18 protein-coding genes, 1 tRNA gene and 1 pseudogene are annotated in these 14573 nt (G+C 62.5%); 9 read left to right on the top strand and 11 right to left on the bottom strand.

The window, feature by feature from the left end; genetic code table 11:
* From ACWGS9_RS26790 to ACWGS9_RS26770, 5 genes and pseudogenes are all read right to left on the bottom strand, one after another.
* Window positions 1–131 (bottom strand): annotated as a pseudogene (locus tag ACWGS9_RS26790) (electron transfer flavoprotein subunit beta/FixA family protein); the annotation flags it as partial.
* Window positions 132–293: 162 nt separating this feature from the next.
* The gene (locus ACWGS9_RS26785; protein WP_454508067.1) at window positions 294–1103 is read right to left on the bottom strand and encodes a rhomboid family intramembrane serine protease; all 810 of its coding nucleotides are present in this window, start codon (window positions 1101–1103) and stop codon (window positions 294–296) included.
* Window positions 1104–1124: 21 nt separating this feature from the next.
* Entirely contained in the window at window positions 1125–1706 is a 582-nt protein-coding gene (locus ACWGS9_RS26780) for a cob(I)yrinic acid a,c-diamide adenosyltransferase (RefSeq protein ID WP_454508066.1), read from the bottom strand.
* 19 nt (window positions 1707–1725) lie between these two features.
* Window positions 1726–1917 (bottom strand): twin transmembrane helix small protein, encoded by a 192-nt coding sequence (locus ACWGS9_RS26775; protein ID WP_320214213.1) that lies wholly within the window; start codon window positions 1915–1917, stop codon window positions 1726–1728.
* Window positions 1918–1942: 25 nt separating this feature from the next.
* Window positions 1943–2809, bottom strand: a complete 867-nt coding sequence (locus ACWGS9_RS26770) for an SDR family oxidoreductase (RefSeq protein ID WP_454508065.1) — start codon at window positions 2807–2809, stop codon at window positions 1943–1945.
* A gap of 58 nt (window positions 2810–2867) precedes the next feature.
* Between ACWGS9_RS26770 and ACWGS9_RS26765 the strand changes: the two genes are divergently transcribed.
* Window positions 2868–3719 carry a YihY/virulence factor BrkB family protein gene (locus ACWGS9_RS26765; protein ID WP_454508064.1) on the top strand — a complete coding sequence of 284 codons (852 nt, stop codon included), beginning with the start codon at window positions 2868–2870 and terminating at the stop codon, window positions 3717–3719.
* Between the two features lie 204 nt (window positions 3720–3923).
* On the opposite strand, the gene ACWGS9_RS26760 is transcribed toward ACWGS9_RS26765, so the two are convergent.
* Window positions 3924–4817, bottom strand: coding sequence for a DMT family transporter (locus tag ACWGS9_RS26760; protein WP_454508063.1), 894 nt, complete (start codon window positions 4815–4817; stop codon window positions 3924–3926).
* A gap of 156 nt (window positions 4818–4973) precedes the next feature.
* Between ACWGS9_RS26760 and ACWGS9_RS26755 the strand changes: the two genes are divergently transcribed.
* Window positions 4974–5261, top strand: coding sequence for a hypothetical protein (locus tag ACWGS9_RS26755; protein WP_454508062.1), 288 nt, complete (start codon window positions 4974–4976; stop codon window positions 5259–5261).
* A gap of 183 nt (window positions 5262–5444) precedes the next feature.
* Here ACWGS9_RS26755 and gluQRS read toward each other — a convergent pair whose 3' ends face one another.
* Window positions 5445–6320: a tRNA glutamyl-Q(34) synthetase GluQRS gene (gene gluQRS / locus ACWGS9_RS26750; protein WP_454508061.1), complete on the bottom strand. Its 876-nt coding sequence runs from the start codon at window positions 6318–6320 to the stop codon at window positions 5445–5447.
* Between the two features lie 148 nt (window positions 6321–6468).
* Here gluQRS and ACWGS9_RS26745 point away from each other — a divergent pair, with 148 nt between their 5' ends.
* Together ACWGS9_RS26745 and ACWGS9_RS26740 are read left to right on the top strand one after the other, a co-directional pair.
* The gene (locus ACWGS9_RS26745) at window positions 6469–7128 is read left to right on the top strand and encodes a DNA-3-methyladenine glycosylase family protein (protein WP_454508060.1); all 660 of its coding nucleotides are present in this window, start codon (window positions 6469–6471) and stop codon (window positions 7126–7128) included.
* A 111-nt stretch (window positions 7129–7239) separates the two neighbouring features.
* Window positions 7240–7797 carry an HNH endonuclease gene (locus ACWGS9_RS26740; RefSeq protein WP_140809359.1) on the top strand — a complete coding sequence of 186 codons (558 nt, stop codon included), beginning with the start codon at window positions 7240–7242 and terminating at the stop codon, window positions 7795–7797.
* A gap of 230 nt (window positions 7798–8027) precedes the next feature.
* Here the strand turns inward: ACWGS9_RS26740 and ACWGS9_RS26735 are convergent, their stop codons facing one another.
* Complete coding sequence (locus tag ACWGS9_RS26735; protein ID WP_454508059.1) at window positions 8028–8546, bottom strand: disulfide bond formation protein B; 519 nt, start codon at window positions 8544–8546, stop codon at window positions 8028–8030.
* Between the two features lie 24 nt (window positions 8547–8570).
* Window positions 8571–9161 carry a YqaA family protein gene (locus tag ACWGS9_RS26730; protein ID WP_454508058.1) on the bottom strand — a complete coding sequence of 197 codons (591 nt, stop codon included), beginning with the start codon at window positions 9159–9161 and terminating at the stop codon, window positions 8571–8573.
* Window positions 9162–9498: 337 nt separating this feature from the next.
* Between ACWGS9_RS26730 and ACWGS9_RS26725 the strand changes: the two genes are divergently transcribed.
* The 3 genes from ACWGS9_RS26725 (at window position 9499) to ACWGS9_RS26715 (ending at window position 11953) form a co-directional block, all read left to right on the top strand.
* Window positions 9499–9583: transfer RNA gene (locus tag ACWGS9_RS26725), tRNA-Leu, on the top strand.
* 90 nt (window positions 9584–9673) lie between these two features.
* Window positions 9674–11137 carry a tyrosine-type recombinase/integrase gene (locus tag ACWGS9_RS26720; RefSeq protein ID WP_454508057.1) on the top strand — a complete coding sequence of 488 codons (1464 nt, stop codon included), beginning with the start codon at window positions 9674–9676 and terminating at the stop codon, window positions 11135–11137.
* A gap of 72 nt (window positions 11138–11209) precedes the next feature.
* Window positions 11210–11953: a hypothetical protein gene (locus ACWGS9_RS26715; RefSeq protein ID WP_454508056.1), complete on the top strand. Its 744-nt coding sequence runs from the start codon at window positions 11210–11212 to the stop codon at window positions 11951–11953.
* Between the two features lie 6 nt (window positions 11954–11959).
* Here ACWGS9_RS26715 and ACWGS9_RS26710 read toward each other — a convergent pair whose 3' ends face one another.
* Window positions 11960–12175, bottom strand: coding sequence for a DUF982 domain-containing protein (locus ACWGS9_RS26710; RefSeq protein WP_454508055.1), 216 nt, complete (start codon window positions 12173–12175; stop codon window positions 11960–11962).
* A gap of 16 nt (window positions 12176–12191) precedes the next feature.
* Window positions 12192–12356 carry a hypothetical protein gene (locus tag ACWGS9_RS26705; RefSeq protein ID WP_454508054.1) on the bottom strand — a complete coding sequence of 55 codons (165 nt, stop codon included), beginning with the start codon at window positions 12354–12356 and terminating at the stop codon, window positions 12192–12194.
* 259 nt (window positions 12357–12615) lie between these two features.
* Between ACWGS9_RS26705 and ACWGS9_RS26700 the strand changes: the two genes are divergently transcribed.
* The gene (locus ACWGS9_RS26700; protein WP_454508053.1) at window positions 12616–13173 is read left to right on the top strand and encodes a recombinase family protein; all 558 of its coding nucleotides are present in this window, start codon (window positions 12616–12618) and stop codon (window positions 13171–13173) included.
* A gap of 508 nt (window positions 13174–13681) precedes the next feature.
* On the top strand, window positions 13682–14488 hold the full coding sequence (locus tag ACWGS9_RS26695) for a ParB/RepB/Spo0J family partition protein (RefSeq protein WP_454508052.1): 807 nt from the start codon (window positions 13682–13684) through the stop codon (window positions 14486–14488).
* Window positions 14489–14573: the final 85 nt, after the last annotated feature.

Raw genomic sequence — 14573 nt, 5'->3', positions numbered from 1 at the left:
TCGACCGCGATCTCGTCGAACGGGTTCATCGCCATCTTGACGTTGGCAAGCTCGACGCCCAGTCCGTCGGCCTTCACCCGGACCTTGACGTTGGCGTCCACAACCCGCTTCACGGGCACAAGGATCTTCATTTTACTGTCACCTCTCCTGAGATAGTCGGGGCGCTATAGCAGCGTGCGCCCTGTCAGAGTTGTCGAAAGCCGACATTACGGGCGGAATATCCGCCCAGCGGTGCCGTTTCCGTAGTGGCGGCAAATCGGCGCGTCAATATCCCACGACGCACCCAAATCGGTTCAGTCGCGGGGCGTCGCCGCTCCACGGCCCCATTGCGACGCCGGCTGCGCCGGACCGCCATCATTTGCGGCCGGCTCGACGGGAACAGGCGGCTGCTGGACGTTCGGCGTCGGGTCCGGCTCGCCGTCGGCGCCGGCCAGCAGCGGCACGCCGCGGCTGCGCAGCACCAGCACCAGGATCGATCCGGCGATGATGCCGCCGATATGGCAGGCCCAGGAGATCTGGTCCTCGCCGCCGGCGGCAAACATCACGACCTGGAACAGGATCCACAGGATCAGCGGGATGAAGGCCGGGATGCGCAACGGAATGCGGGCAAAGGCCAGGACCCAGACTTTCACGCGAGGATAGAGGATCAGATAGGCGGCGACGACGCCGGCAATGGCGCCTGAGGCGCCGATCAGCGGCACCTGCGAATCCCAGGCCACCAGGCCTTGGAAGAGCGCGCCGGCGACGGCGCAAAGCATGTAGAAGATCAGGTAGCGGAAATGGCCGAGCGCATCCTCGACATTGTCGCCGAACACCCAGAGAAACAGCATGTTGCCGCCGAGATGGAAAATATCGGCATGCAGGAAGGAATAGGTGAGATAGCTGAGGCTTTCGGGGATGATGACGAATTCGGGCGACAGCTCGACCTTGTCGTGAACCACCGACGGGATGAAGCCGAGACCGAGAACCGCGGCATTGGTGAAGTTTTCACCGCCGAGCGTGGTCGCCAGATAGGCCAGCGCATTCACAACGATCAGGCCGATCGTCACATATTGCAGGCGGATGTGGCGCAGCCTGTTGGTGTCATAAAGCGGGATGAACATCGGACCCTCCCGCTTCTGAAATCAGCGGTTCTTGCCGGGAACCCATAGCACGTCGGCCTTTCCATTGTCATTGACGGCGCGGGCTGCGACGAACAGGAAATCCGAGACGCGGTTGATGTATTTGAGCGCCTCGCTGTTGACGTGTTCGGCCGGATCCTGCGCCAGCGCCACCATGATGCGCTCGGCGCGGCGCGCCACGGTGCGCGCCAGATGGAGCGCGGCCGCCGCCGGCGTGCCGCCGTTCAGCACGAAGGATTTCAGCGGTTGCAGCTCCTTGTTGATGAGGTCGATGTCCTGTTCGACGCGGCCGGTCTGGGCGGCGACGATGCGCAGCGGCTCATATTCCAGCGGCCTGCCGTCGTCCGGCACGGCGAGGTCGGCTCCCAGATCGAACAGATCATTCTGGATGCGCGACAGCATGGCGTCGATCGCGGGATGCTCGGCGGCGGTGTGGATGCGGGCCATGCCGATGCAGGCATTGGCCTCGTCGACGGTGCCATAGGCATCGACGCGCAGATCGGATTTCAGCCGCCGCTCGCCGGTGCCGAGCCCGGTGGTGCCGTCGTCGCCGGTGCGGGTGTAGATCTTGTTGAGCTTGACCACACGATCCCCCTGATATCCTCTATTTGCGCGTGAAATAGACCACCAGCAACAGCAGCGCCAAGGCCACGGCCTGCAACATGATGCGCGTCTGCATCAGCTTGTTCGAGGTGACGCCGGAGCCGCCGCGCATCATGTTGATCAGGCCGCGGACCAGCACGATCACCACGGCGGCCATGGCGATGACGGCGAGGATCTTTAAGACGATGACCATCTGGCTGGCTCCAGTTCGGTTTCGGTCAGGCGCGCCTGGCAAGGACGCGGTAGAGCAGGGACGCCGGCAGGATGCGTTTCAGCACCGCGCCGATTTTAGCCGGCACCGTTACCACATAGTGCGGGCGCGGGCGCTGTGACAGAAGCGCGTGGCGGAGCGCCCTGTGCACGATCTCCGGTCCCGGTTTCAGCTTCGATACGCTCCCGCCGGCCTGAAGCCGGGCGAGCTGCGCCTGATAATCGGCGCGGTGGACGGAATTTTCGACGTCGATATTCCTGACGAACCAGGGCAGGCCATTGCTGGCGATCTTCGATGTCACCGGTCCCGGTTCGATGAGCGAGAGGTGGATGCCGCTGCCTTCGAGTTCCTGGCGCATGCACAGCATCAGGCCTTCGATGGCGTGTTTGGACGCCGAATAGGCGCCACGGAAGCGGACCGGCGCCAGCCCGAGGATCGAGGAGCAGTGGATAAGGCGGCCGTGCCCCTGGCGGCGCATGATCGGCACGACGCGCCGGGTGAGGTCATGCCAGCCGAAGAAATTGGCCTCGAACTGCTCGCGCAGCGCCGCGACAGGCAGGTCCTCGACGGCGCCGGGCTGGGCGTAGGCTCCGTTGTTGAACAGCGCATCAAGCGTGCCACCGGTGCGTTCAAGCACCGCATCGACCAGAGCTGCGATGGATTGGGGTTCCCGATAGTCGAGGTAGAAGGCCTCTATGCCGTCCGCCTCAAGGGCTGAAATATCGGCCAGCTTGCGCGCCGTGGCGAAGACTCGCCAGCCTTCCGCCTTCAGCGCCCGCGCGCAATAGGCGCCGATGCCGGAGGAGGCCCCGGTGACGATAACGGTGCGCAATTCTTTGGCGGCGGGGCGCGTTGTGGGACCTGGGGTTGCCATTTGCCGCAATCACTTCCCATATTCGCGGCGTTGACACAATCGAGCGGAGCGCGGGCCTTTGCTGCGGAATATCGTTGCCGTCAAGCGCGTGCTCTACGATGCGATCGGCCATTTCAACACCGACGACGGCTGGGCAATGGCCAGCCATCTGGCGATCACCTCGCTGATGGCGCTTTTCCCGTTCCTGATCTTTGCCACGACGCTTGCCAGCTTCCTCGGCGCGCGCGCCTTCGCCGACACGGCCGTGCATCTGGTCTTCGACACATGGCCGGAGCAGATCGCCAAGCCGATCGCGCATGAGGTGCAGAACGTGCTGACCGTGCGGCGCACCGACCTTCTGACCTATGGCGTGCTGCTTGCAGCCTATTTCGCGTCGAACGGCATCGAGGCACTGCGCACGTCGCTCAACCGCGCCTACCGGGTCACCGAGACGCGCGGCATCATCCACCGCAGGGTGCAGAGCATCATCTTCGTCCTGATCGCCACCGCCTGCTTCCTTGCCGTCAGCGTGCTTCTGGTGTTTGCGCCGCTCTTGGCGCGGCTCGCGGAAGCGCAACTGGAATGGATCAAGCCCTATATGGGCACAATCACCATCTGGCGCTACGTGGTCGCCTCGACGGTCATCGTCATCGGGCTGTTCTCGGTGCATATCTGGCTGCCGGCCGGCAAGCGCCGCTTCGTCTCGATCATACCGGGCATCGTCTTCACGCTGATCGCCTGGCTGGTAGGGTCGACGATCTTCGCCACCTATCTCGACCATTTCTCGTCCTATGTGACGACCTATGCCGGACTCGCCTCGATCATGATCGCGGTCGTCTTCCTCTACATCATCTCGGCGATTTTCATCCTGGGCGGCGAGCTCAATGCCTCGATCAGCCGCTATCTGGAGGCGCGGGCGCGCGTCGGTTGAGATGTGTCGATATTCAGGTGAGGCCGGTCTGCAAACGGCGGCTTCCTGCGCTTCCGGTGCTCACGTACCTCAGTAGGCTCCGCTCCGGCCTTCGCCGGCCGAAGCCCTCATAAGTGTTTCCGCCCTATGAAGGCTACGGCCGGCGTAGGCCGGTTCTCGGACGCCACCCTTTTCGACACGGCCTGACCTGAATCTCAACACATCTCAGGTGGAGATCTTCTCGGATATGGTCTTAGGCCGAGCGGTCGCGAGAGCCACGCCAAGCGTGGCGATCGCCATGCCGGCGATCTGCAGCAGATTGAGCTGCTCGTTGAAAAGCACCCAGGCAATGATCGCGGTAACGGCCGGCACGAGGTAGAACAGGGAAGCGACCTTCGACATCTCGCCGTCCCGGATCATCACCATCAACAAAAATATGGCGCCGATCGACAGCACCAGGACCAGCCAGGCCATGGCAAAGATCAGCTCGCCGTTGACGGTGATGATGCGTGTCTCGAAGGCGAGCGAGCCCAGGATCATCACGGCGGAGCCGCCGACATACTGCCACATCGTTGCCGACACCAGATCGCCGCCGGAGGCATAGCGCTTCTGCCAGATGGTGCCGGCGCTCATGCCGAGCACGGAGACCAGCGAAGCCGTCAGCGTCGCCGGCGTAACGCCGCCGCCCAGCATCCCGAGCTTTGGCCACAGCACGATGACGACGCCAAGCAGCCCGACGGCAAGGCCGGCCCAATGGCGCGGCAGGATCGCCTCGCCGAGGTACTTTCCGGCGAGCACGGCGGTGACCAGCGGCTGCAGGCCGACGATCAGCGCCGAGAGGCCGGCCGGCATGCCTCTGTGGATCGCCCAGAAGACGGCGCCGAGATAGACGCCATGCATGAGGACGCCGGCCACCGTCGCGTGCAACGCCTCTTCGCGCGTCGCCTTGCGCGAGCCAAGCAGCACGGCGAGGCCGGCAAACAGGATCGCCGCCATCACGAAGCGAATGGCAAGAAAGGTGAAGGGCTCCGCCCAGGGCATGGCGTAGCGCGCGCCGATGAAGCCTGTCGCCCACAGAACGACGAAGGAGGCGGGAATGAACCGCTTGATGCTCTGCATTGGGGGAGGCTGCCGGGGTGAACGGTTGATGACGGCAATTGCTCTAATGCCGTTCAATCCCGCAAGCAAAACGAAACGGTTGATCCATAAGCTAAGTCGAATTCAACAAACCGTGCCAAGAGGGGCATGGCGCATCGCCGCGCCATGGTGTGAGGCATGTTTTTGCATCTCGACACGACCTGGCTCTTGTTCGCCTTCGCGATCATTGCCGCTTTCGGCTTCTTCTTCGGCACTGCGCTCGACGCGATCATGAAGGAGAGCGGCTTCGGCCCGACCGGCAACACGCTGTTGTTCATCTCCGGTTTTTTTGTCGCGGTGGTGGTCGCCAACAAGCATGGCATCAGCCTGAACGATCCCAAGCTGGCGGTTGCCTATGGGCTCGGCGGCGCATTTGCCTTCATCAGCGTGCTGGCGCTGATCAAGGCCGGGATGGCGCGCCTCTAGCCAGTGCGTCGATATTCAGGTGAGGCAGGCCTGCAAATGGCGGTCTCCTCCGCTTCCGGCCTTCGCCGGCCGAAGCCCTCGTAAGGGTCTCCGCCCTATGAAGGCTACGGCCGGCGTAGGCCGGTTCTCGGAACCCACCGTTTTCGACTCGGCCTGACCTGAATCTCAACGCACAGGAACCGGCTAAAAACCAATCAATCTTCTGATGTCCCGCTGTGGCATGCCAGCCTGCCTCAGCGCGGCAAGACCGGTGTCCTTGAAGCTTTTGGACAGTTTCCTGCCGTCCGGGCCAAGAATCAGGCGGTGGTGGAAATAGCGTGGCTGCGCAAGGCCGAGCAGTTCCTGCAACAAGCGCTGCACCCCGGTCGCCGAATAGAGGTCCTGGCCGCGCACGACATGGCTGACGCCCTGCAGCGCGTCGTCGACGACGACGGCGAGATGGTAGCTGGTCGGGATGTCGCGGCGGGCGACGATGACGTCGCCCCAGGCCTGCGGTTGTGCTTCGATTGCTCGCGTCGCCGACATCGTCTCGTCGGTGAATTCGGCCCATGACAGGCCGGCCGAGACGCGCGCCATCGCCGTCTCGATATCAAGCCGCCAGGCGAAGGGCATGTTCTCGGCGATCCGCCGCTTGCGCTCCCTGGCCGGCAGGGCCTTGTCGAGCGACGGGTAGAGCGGCACGCCGTCCGGATCGTGAGGCCAGTCGCGGCCGCGTTTCCCGGTCTCGGCGATGAAGGCGCGGATTTCGCCCCGGCTCATGAAGGCCGGATAGACGAGTTCCTCGGCGATCAGCCGGTCAAGCACCGCCCGGTATTCGGCAAAATGTTCGGACTGGCGGCGCACCGGCCGTTCCCAGTGCAATCCCAGCCATTCGAGGTCGCGCAAAATGCCGGCTTCGAATTCGGGCGTGCAGCGGGTGATATCGATATCCTCGATGCGCAACAGCATCCGTCCGCCTGTTTGCGCCGCCATCTGCCGGTTGAGCAGGGCCGAGTAGGCATGGCCGAGATGCAATTCGCCGTTGGGGCTCGGCGCGAAGCGGAATGTCAGGAGCGTCATCTCTCAAGCGGCATTCGGGTTGAAAGGCGCTTCCGCCGGTTGATAGTTAGAGACGTTTGGAAATTCTGCTCCGGCCGCCAGAGCGAATTTCCAAACAATCTCGTTAGCCATCAATTGCCACTTCGCGGGCGCCCTGGGAACAAGCAACGTGCAACGCATCGCCTCGCTCGACGACATTGCGGCAGGGCTCGACGCGCTCTGCCGGATCGATCCGCGGCTGGCGACCGTGCGCGGCAGGGCGGGCGAGGTGCCGCTGCGGCTGTCGGAACCAGGGTTTCAAAGCCTTGCCTCGATCATCGTTTCACAGCAGGTGTCGCGTGCGAGCGCCGACGCCATCTTCGGCCGGCTGGTCAGACTGGTCGATCCGCTGACGCCGGAAGGGATCCTTGCCGCCGGCGAGGACATATTTCGCGAGGCCGGGCTGTCGCGGCCGAAGCAGCGCGGGCTGATTGCGGTCGCCGAAGCGGTTGCCGGCGGGCTCGATCTCGATCACCTCTGTACGCTGGACGCCGGCGAGGCGATCGCTGCGATGACCGCCGTGCCCGGCATCGGCCCATGGACGGCGGAGTGCTATCTGCTGTTTGCCGCCGGCCATCCCGACGTGTTCCCTGCGCGCGACGTCGCGCTGCAGACGGCGGTCGGCCATGCACTCGGCATCGACCCACGTCCGCCCGAGAAAGTGCTTATCCGGCTGGCCGAATCATGGAGCCCCTGGCGGGGTGTCGCGTCGCGGCTTTTCTGGGCCTACTATCGGGAATTGAAGGGCAGGGACGCGGCGCCTCCCGCCGAAATGGTCGAAAAAGCATGAAAATCATGCGTTTTTAGAGGTTTCGGCGAGAGACAATCCGCTTCACATCCCTGTCATGTCGGGCTTACAGTATCCGCGCCGATCGGTTCTGGAACGAAGGAGGCAAAGGACGTGACGGTCGCCGTATCTCCGGATGGGCTTCCCGCGCTGGTGCTGAATGCGGACTACCGTCCGCTCAGCTATTACCCCCTGTCGCTCTGGTCGTGGCAGGACGCCATCAAGGCTGTCTTCCTCGACCGGGTCAACATCGTCGCCGAATACGAGCACGCCGTCTCCTCGCCGACCTTCTCGATGAAGCTGCCGAGCGTGGTCAGCCTCAAGGCCTATGTGAAGCCGTCGCGGCATCCCGCCTTCACGCGCTTCAACGTCTTCCTGCGCGACCGCTTCCAGTGCCAGTATTGCGGCACGCCTGAGGATTTGACATTTGACCACGTCGTCCCGCGCCATCGCGGCGGGGCGACGACCTGGGAGAATGTCGTCGCCGCCTGTTCGCCTTGCAATCTGAGGAAGGGCGGCATGATGCCGGCCCAAGCCAAGATGTGGCCGCTGCAAAAACCCTATCAGCCGACGGTGCACGACCTGCACAACAACGGCCGGCTGTTCCCGCCCAACCATCTGCATGAAAGCTGGATGGATTATCTCTACTGGGATGTCGAACTCGAACCTTGAGATCGTTCGAGAATTCGTGAGGCTGGCCGTCTGGAGCGATTGTCTGCGCTTCCGGCCTTCGCCGGCCGAAGCCCTCATGAGTGGCGTGGTAATAAATTAAGGCTACGGCCGGCGTAGGCCGGTGCTCACGGACCTGAATGTCCGCTGCGCTTCGGTTCTCGACAATCACTCCATACGACTCAGCCTGACGAATTCTTTGAACGATCTCGCGGCGGCGCGCTGGTGCTGGCTCAATCGCGCGACAACGCGCTGCGGAAGGCGACGGCGGCGAGGACGAGGCTGGCGATGGCGTTCCAGCCGGCGAGCGACAGGCCGAGGATGCGAAGAGCGGCCTTGTCGCAGGAGGGCGGCACGAACTTGTCGAGCGCGTCGAGCACGCCCTTGCCGCCGGTGTCGACCGGACCGGCGCCGGCGGTGCAGTCGGCCGGGCCCTGCCACCAGGCCCATTCGACGCCTGAGTGGTAGACGCCGAGATAAAGGCCGTAGAGCATCAAAAGGCCGCCGATCGCCAGCAGGCCGCGCGTCACCCAGGCCGGCGCGCGCAGCATCGAGGCGATCACCGCCAGCAGCATAAGCGGCACGCCGATGTAGTAGGGCGTGCGCTGCTCGAGGCAGAGATGGCAGGGGATGTAGCCGCCGATATACTGGAAGGCGAGCGCCGAGCCGACCGTCGCGGCCATGGCGACGGCAAGAAAGAGCGCCGCGCGCGTGCGCTGGCGTCCGGTGTCGGCATTCATGGTCGCGGTCATCGATGGGGATCCGTTGTTGCGTCGCTATCCGTGGGCGTATCTGACGAGGATATAGAGCAAAATCAGGGCAGCGGCGCCGGCGCCGACAATCAGTCCCAAGCGCTTTTCGATGAACTCCTTGATCTCTTCGCCATAGCGGCGCAGCAGCCAGGCAAGCAGCAGGAAACGGGCGCCGCGCGCTACGATCGCTAGCCCGATGAAGAGCAAGAGATTGACGCCGATGACGCCGGACAGAATCGTCACCACCTTGATCGGCGGCAGATGGGCCGCGCCCGAGGTGATGAGCATCAGGATGATGAAGCCGACGCCGGACGAGGTGCGCAGCGCCTCGAACTCGTCATACTTGCCGTAGAATTCGAGAATCGGCTTGGCTACCGCCTCATAGGCATAGTGGCCGATGAACCAGCCGGCGATGCCGCCGAGCACTGAGGCGACTGTGGCAATCAGCGCGTAGCGATAGGCGCGCTGGGGTTTCGCCAGTGCCATCGGCAAAAAGAGCACGTCGGCCGGAACGAGGAAGACCGAGCTTTCGACGAAGGCGATGAAGGCCAGCCACCATTCGGCCGACTTCCTCGCCGCTAGCGACAGGGTCCAGTCGTAAAGTCCGCGAAGCATCGGCTCTCCTAGTGCGGTTGACGCAATTCCAGACGGAAAACCGCTGCGCATTTTTCCTGGAATTGCTCTAGTGCATATCGCCCAAACGACGCAGCGGTTTTCGGCCACCGGCAAGCACGAAACAAGCACCCAAAGCGCCGCAGCCGTGGTTTTCTTGGCCGGGCGGCTAAAACTCTCGCCTCTCTAGAAAGATTTTCCGCGCCGCACAATGGCAGCGGCCCTTACGAAACCGTAAGACGCTGTTTGGCCGAAGCGGCGCCGGCAAATCGGCAACAGGCCAGTTGACGAAAGCCCGTCCGACCGTATAGTCCGCGCCCATCCAGGCCGCCCGGCCTGAGCCCCTATGGCGGAATTGGTAGACGCGCTCGACTCAAAATCGAGTTCCGCAAGGAGTGCTGGTTCGATCCCGGCTAGGGGCACCACTGGACCCTCTTCGGGCCAGGAAATTCAACAGCAGCAAGGGCTTAGAAGTCCCCTGAGGTACGACGCAAGGTACCGAGAGAGGGACAGTTATGGTCAACGTGACGATGAAGTATTTGCAGGAGCGGCAGGGCAAGAAGCGCGGGACGCTGTCCTACCGATACCGCCGCCCGGTACCGGGGGCGCTCAAAGAGCATCTTGGAAAGGGCGAGTTGGTCGTGCCTCTGGGCAAGACGCTTGTCGCCGCGACGAAGGCCTACGGCAAGGTCGATAAAGAAGTTGAGAAGGCGCTCGCCGAAGCGTGGGACGCCGTAAACGGCAAGACCAAGGCGGCGGCGAAGGCTCAGCAGAACAAGACGGCTCGCGAGTTGTTCAACGACGCGATGGACAGGGCACGTGACCTTGGCATCAACCCGTATCGCCATGATGATGACGACAGCGACGATGCCGACGATGAGGTGCGGGAACTGATAGCCGATAGCGTCGCGAAGCAGTATCGCCCCGGCTACCGGGCGGAGGGCGGGGCCTATGCGACCGATGTTGGTGAGCCAGACGAGCCGGCAGGGTTGACGAAGGCGGACGCGACACTGCTCCGAGTGGTGATGACGCCCGACCCCAAGGCCCCTCCCGTGACCATCGTGGACGCCAAGAAGCGCTATCTTGAGGACCGCTTTGCGTTGAGGGAGCCGGGCGAGCTGGAGCGTAAAAAGGACGAGCAGCGCGCAGAACGGGCGGCGGACGCCATCGTCGAGGCGCTGGGAAGGGTACCGACTGTCGCAAGTATCTCTCGTGAAGAGGCCCGCAAGGTGCAAGCGTACCTCAAGGGCAAGGTGGCTGCCGGGACGGTGGACCGCTATCTCAACGACATCCGGTCGATCATCAACCACGCGATTGCCGAGTTCCCCGACCTCCATGAGTTGAAGAACCATTTCACTGGACTGCCGATCCTCGCGGGTGGTCGCTATGGCGGACCCACGGCAGATGAAGAAGGAAGGCCCCTGACGGTCGAGGAGGCGAAGGCAATCCGTGACAGGATCGAGAGGCTGTCCAGACAACCCGACCTCATCCTTATTTGGAGGATGTTGGAGGGCACGGGCTGCCGTCTTGCGGAAGTGACCGGCCTGCGGGTTGTGGACGTCGTGGCGGACGGCGAGATGCCCTACCTCGACATCAGGCCCCATGATCGGCGGGGTCTCAAGACCTTGGCGTCAATCCGCAGGGTGCCGCTTGTGGGTGACGCCCTCGACGCGACCCGTGCCGCCCTCAAGTTGGTAGGCGAAAGTGACTTGCTGTTCCCGCGCTACGGCGTCGAAGGCGGCAACACGTCAGCCTCAGGGGCGCTCATGAAGCACGTTCGGGAGATCACCGATGACAAGTTGGCGAGGGTGCATTCGCTTCGGCACAACATGGCCGACAAGCTCAAGATTGCAGGGGTCGAAGAGGCCGACCGAAAGCTGGTTCTTGGCCACGCACTGGGCGGCGAGGGGAAGCGTTACGGTGGACCCGAGGGGCGGCTTGTGGCGGCGACGAGGGCGCTACGGAAGGCTCTGGGATAGCTGCGAACCCACCACTGGAAGAACGCCTGTTTCGCAAATACATTAGAGGTGGATTTCGGGCAGGAGGCTGATTTGGACTTGGTTTCGCCAGAGGACTACGGATCACTCCCTGAAGAGCCGTTGGCGAAGTTCGCGGCCTTTGAGGAAATCTGTCGGCGCAACTTAAACCGCTACATTACTGCCGAAACTCAGCCTGAGTTCGACCATATGATCAGGCTGCAGTACATGACCATGGTATCCGCTGCCGCTGAGGAGTGCGGTGTTGATGGGCTCGAGTTTCCTTGGAATTTGGAGAGACCCTACGATGGGTTCCAAGACTTCCTGTTGAGGGCCACAGGCGTGGCAACGCGGTTCCGCCTTCGTAGCATCAGCAAAGCCGATGAGTATTCCGTCCGCCTCGCCAACAAGACCCGAGGGCGCATCGAACAGCAGATTGCGAAGCTGCGAGACATCATCACCAGCAGCGACCTCCCAAAACGCGAGCGCGATAGGCTAATGGACAAGCTGAACGAATTGTCGGTCGAGCTGTCCCAGCCGCGCGTCCAGTACCGCAAAGTCATGGCGGTCTTGGCTTTTTTTTGCGCGACACTGGGCGGAACGACGTCCTTCCCGGCCGACGCCCCCAACGCGGTGGCGACGATCACCAGTCTGCTTGGCGCCGATAAGATTGCCGAGGACGCCGAGGTCGAGAGGCTTGGCCCCCAGCCGAAGCCGAAGGTGCTTCCTCCAAAGCCCAGAGCCCTGCCCGCGCCGGATGAGTTTGGCCTTCCCCCTCAGAAGGGACGGCGCGAACTGGACGATGAGATACCGTTCTGATGTCGGTCAGAGATCGGACATCAAGACCCCTTCCTCCTTGGCTGCCAGCCTGAAGGTGCGCCTGACGTCCTGTACGGATGCATGCCGCTCACCGAAGGCGACACAGCACTCGACCGCTCGTCGCCAATGACGGCCCTTCTTGGTGAACTTCAGGAGTTCCTCGGCGGCTGCCTCGACCGAGGCTACGTTGAGGCAGATGCCGGGGCCGTCCCTCACAGGCACCCGAGGGCCGAACCAGCTAAGGCTTGTACGATGTGACCTCGGGAATTTGACCAAGCAAAAAAAACACCACAGCGATAGCTGCGAGCGCAGTAAGAAAATAGGCGTATTTCCTGCTTCTCTTCTCTTTCATTCCAAAAAGTTCCACTAACGTATCAAATATGCCTGCAATGATTTCGAGCATGGTCTTCCCGTACCTGATGGTTGCCATGGAGGAGATTTAGGGAGGCGTCGGAATATTTGGTAGAAAAATCTGAGCGGGTGATCGGATAACTGGCACGCGCGAAGACCCCCCGTGCCCCCGTCGGCTCCATAAGGCCACCACTAGGACAAGCCATCGCCGCTGTCCACAAACCTATACCTTCGTGAACATCGCGCTTGACTTGTACACTATTCGTCCACTAAGTGTTGTTCACCAACAGCCTTAGAGGAAAGTGAACACTATGATCATCGGCTACGCCCGCGTCAGCACCACGGGCCAAGACCTCGACACCCAGCTTGAGAAGCTGACGGCAGCCGGGGCCGAGAAGGTCTTCAGCGAGAAGCGGTCGGGCTTGGACGAGACCAGGCCAGAGCTTGATAAGGCGCTGGAGTTCGCCCGTGAGGGTGACGTGTTCGTGGTTACCAAGGTGGACCGTCTGGCGAGGTCAGCGGCGCACCTCCACCAGATCGTGCGAGACCTCGACAAGAAGGGGGTCGGCTTCAAGGTGCTGGACGACGCCTCGCTTGATACGACCACTCGGACCGGGAAGCTGGTGTTCGGCATCCTCGCCAGCATTGCCGAGTTTGAGACCGCCCTGCGGAAGGAGCGGCAGATGGAAGGCATCGCCAAGGCGAAGGCCAAGGCAGAGGCCCAAGGCGAGCCGTGGAAGACCGGCAGGCCGGTGACCCTCGACCATGACCGGATCAAGGCCCTGAAGGCTGAGGGACGCTCTGTGAGGCAGATTGCCAAGGAGGCAGGGTGTTCACCCTCAGCGGTCCAGAAGGTGCTGACAGCGTAGACCCACAAAGGTGACCACTAGGTCTACGAAGGGCCATATGGCCACCACTAGGACTATGAAGGCGACTAGCCCCTCCACTAGCACTACCGAGGGGCATAACCCCCCCCTAGCTGAGGTGGCGATAAAGGCCCCTACTAGGTCTAGGAAGGCGACTTTATATCCCACCAGCTAGGAAGGTGATCTCCCCTTCCACTAGCACTACCAAGGCGACAAGCCACACCACTGGCACTACGCAGGCGACAAACCGGACCACTAGCACTACCCAACGCAAGGCCATCAGGCCGAGCCCCCCGCTCTTCACCCAGATCGACCATCCTGTGCAGACCCGACAGGCACCCTTGTCTCCTTCCGGGGGCGCTTGAAGGTGTCGCCGGGGTGGTCGGTCTTGGTGAGGTGCGGGCCTGAGAATGTTCAGGCGCGTGTCTGCTTATCCGTGCATTTCAAGGTGGACAGCCTGAAACCCGTAGCTGCCGTGACGCAGCGAAAGACCACAACAGAAGGAGCGAGAATGAGTGCTGGAGATCACCTCCAGGAATTGACCGAGCAGTTCACCACAGGACCAACATCTGGTGCCACTACAGGTCCCCCAGCGTTGCGCCTTGGGGACATCGAGAAGGTGCCCGACTTATTCCAGCCCAGGGGTGGCATCAGCGAGCGGCATGTGTGCGAGCTGGTCAAGGCAATCAAGGTAGTTGGAGCCCTCGACCCCGTGACCATCATGGTGGTCGGTCAGCGGTTCATCCTGATCGACGGACACCACCGCATTGAGGCCTACAGGGCCGTGAGGTGGGCCGATCCTGTGCCTGTCAGGTACTTCGAGGGGACACCTGAAGAGGCCGTTCTGGTGGCTGGTGAGGCCAACTCCAAGGCCAAGCTGCCGATGGACAACACCGACCGTCAGAACTTCGCGTGGCGGCTGGTACTGATCGACCGGCACAGCAAGGCAGCCGTGGCGAAGGCCTCCGGCATCTCGGAAGGGCAAGTGGCCATCATGAGGCGCGCTAAGAGGACCCTAGGCGAACAGGCGGGGGACTATGTGTCGTGGTTCAGGGCTCGCCTCGCGGCCAACGGCCATGACCTTGTTTGCACCAGAGACAACGACGAAAGGGAGCAATGGATGTATCAACTCGCTGACAGGTACGCTGATGAGCTGGCCAAGAAGTTCTCGACCAAGCTGGCCCTGAACCCAGAGGTCGCGGCCATGGCATTGGCAAGCTACTTCGGGCGGAAGCTACCGGAGGTCTATGGGTTCCTCAGGGAGCATCTGGACGAGGACGAGCGGCTGGCGATAGAGAGCGTGAACGAGGACTTTTGAGGCCCCGTCTGTGTAATCACTACGGGGTGCAATTTATACAGGGCGCTCCGCATCGGGGCGCTCTTTCCACATCATCACGAAAGGA

It is taken from the genome of Mesorhizobium sp. Arg314 (assembly GCF_053714275.1).
The sequence above is the reverse complement of the archived record's forward strand: the minus strand, read 5'-3'. Positions and strand labels throughout refer to the sequence as shown.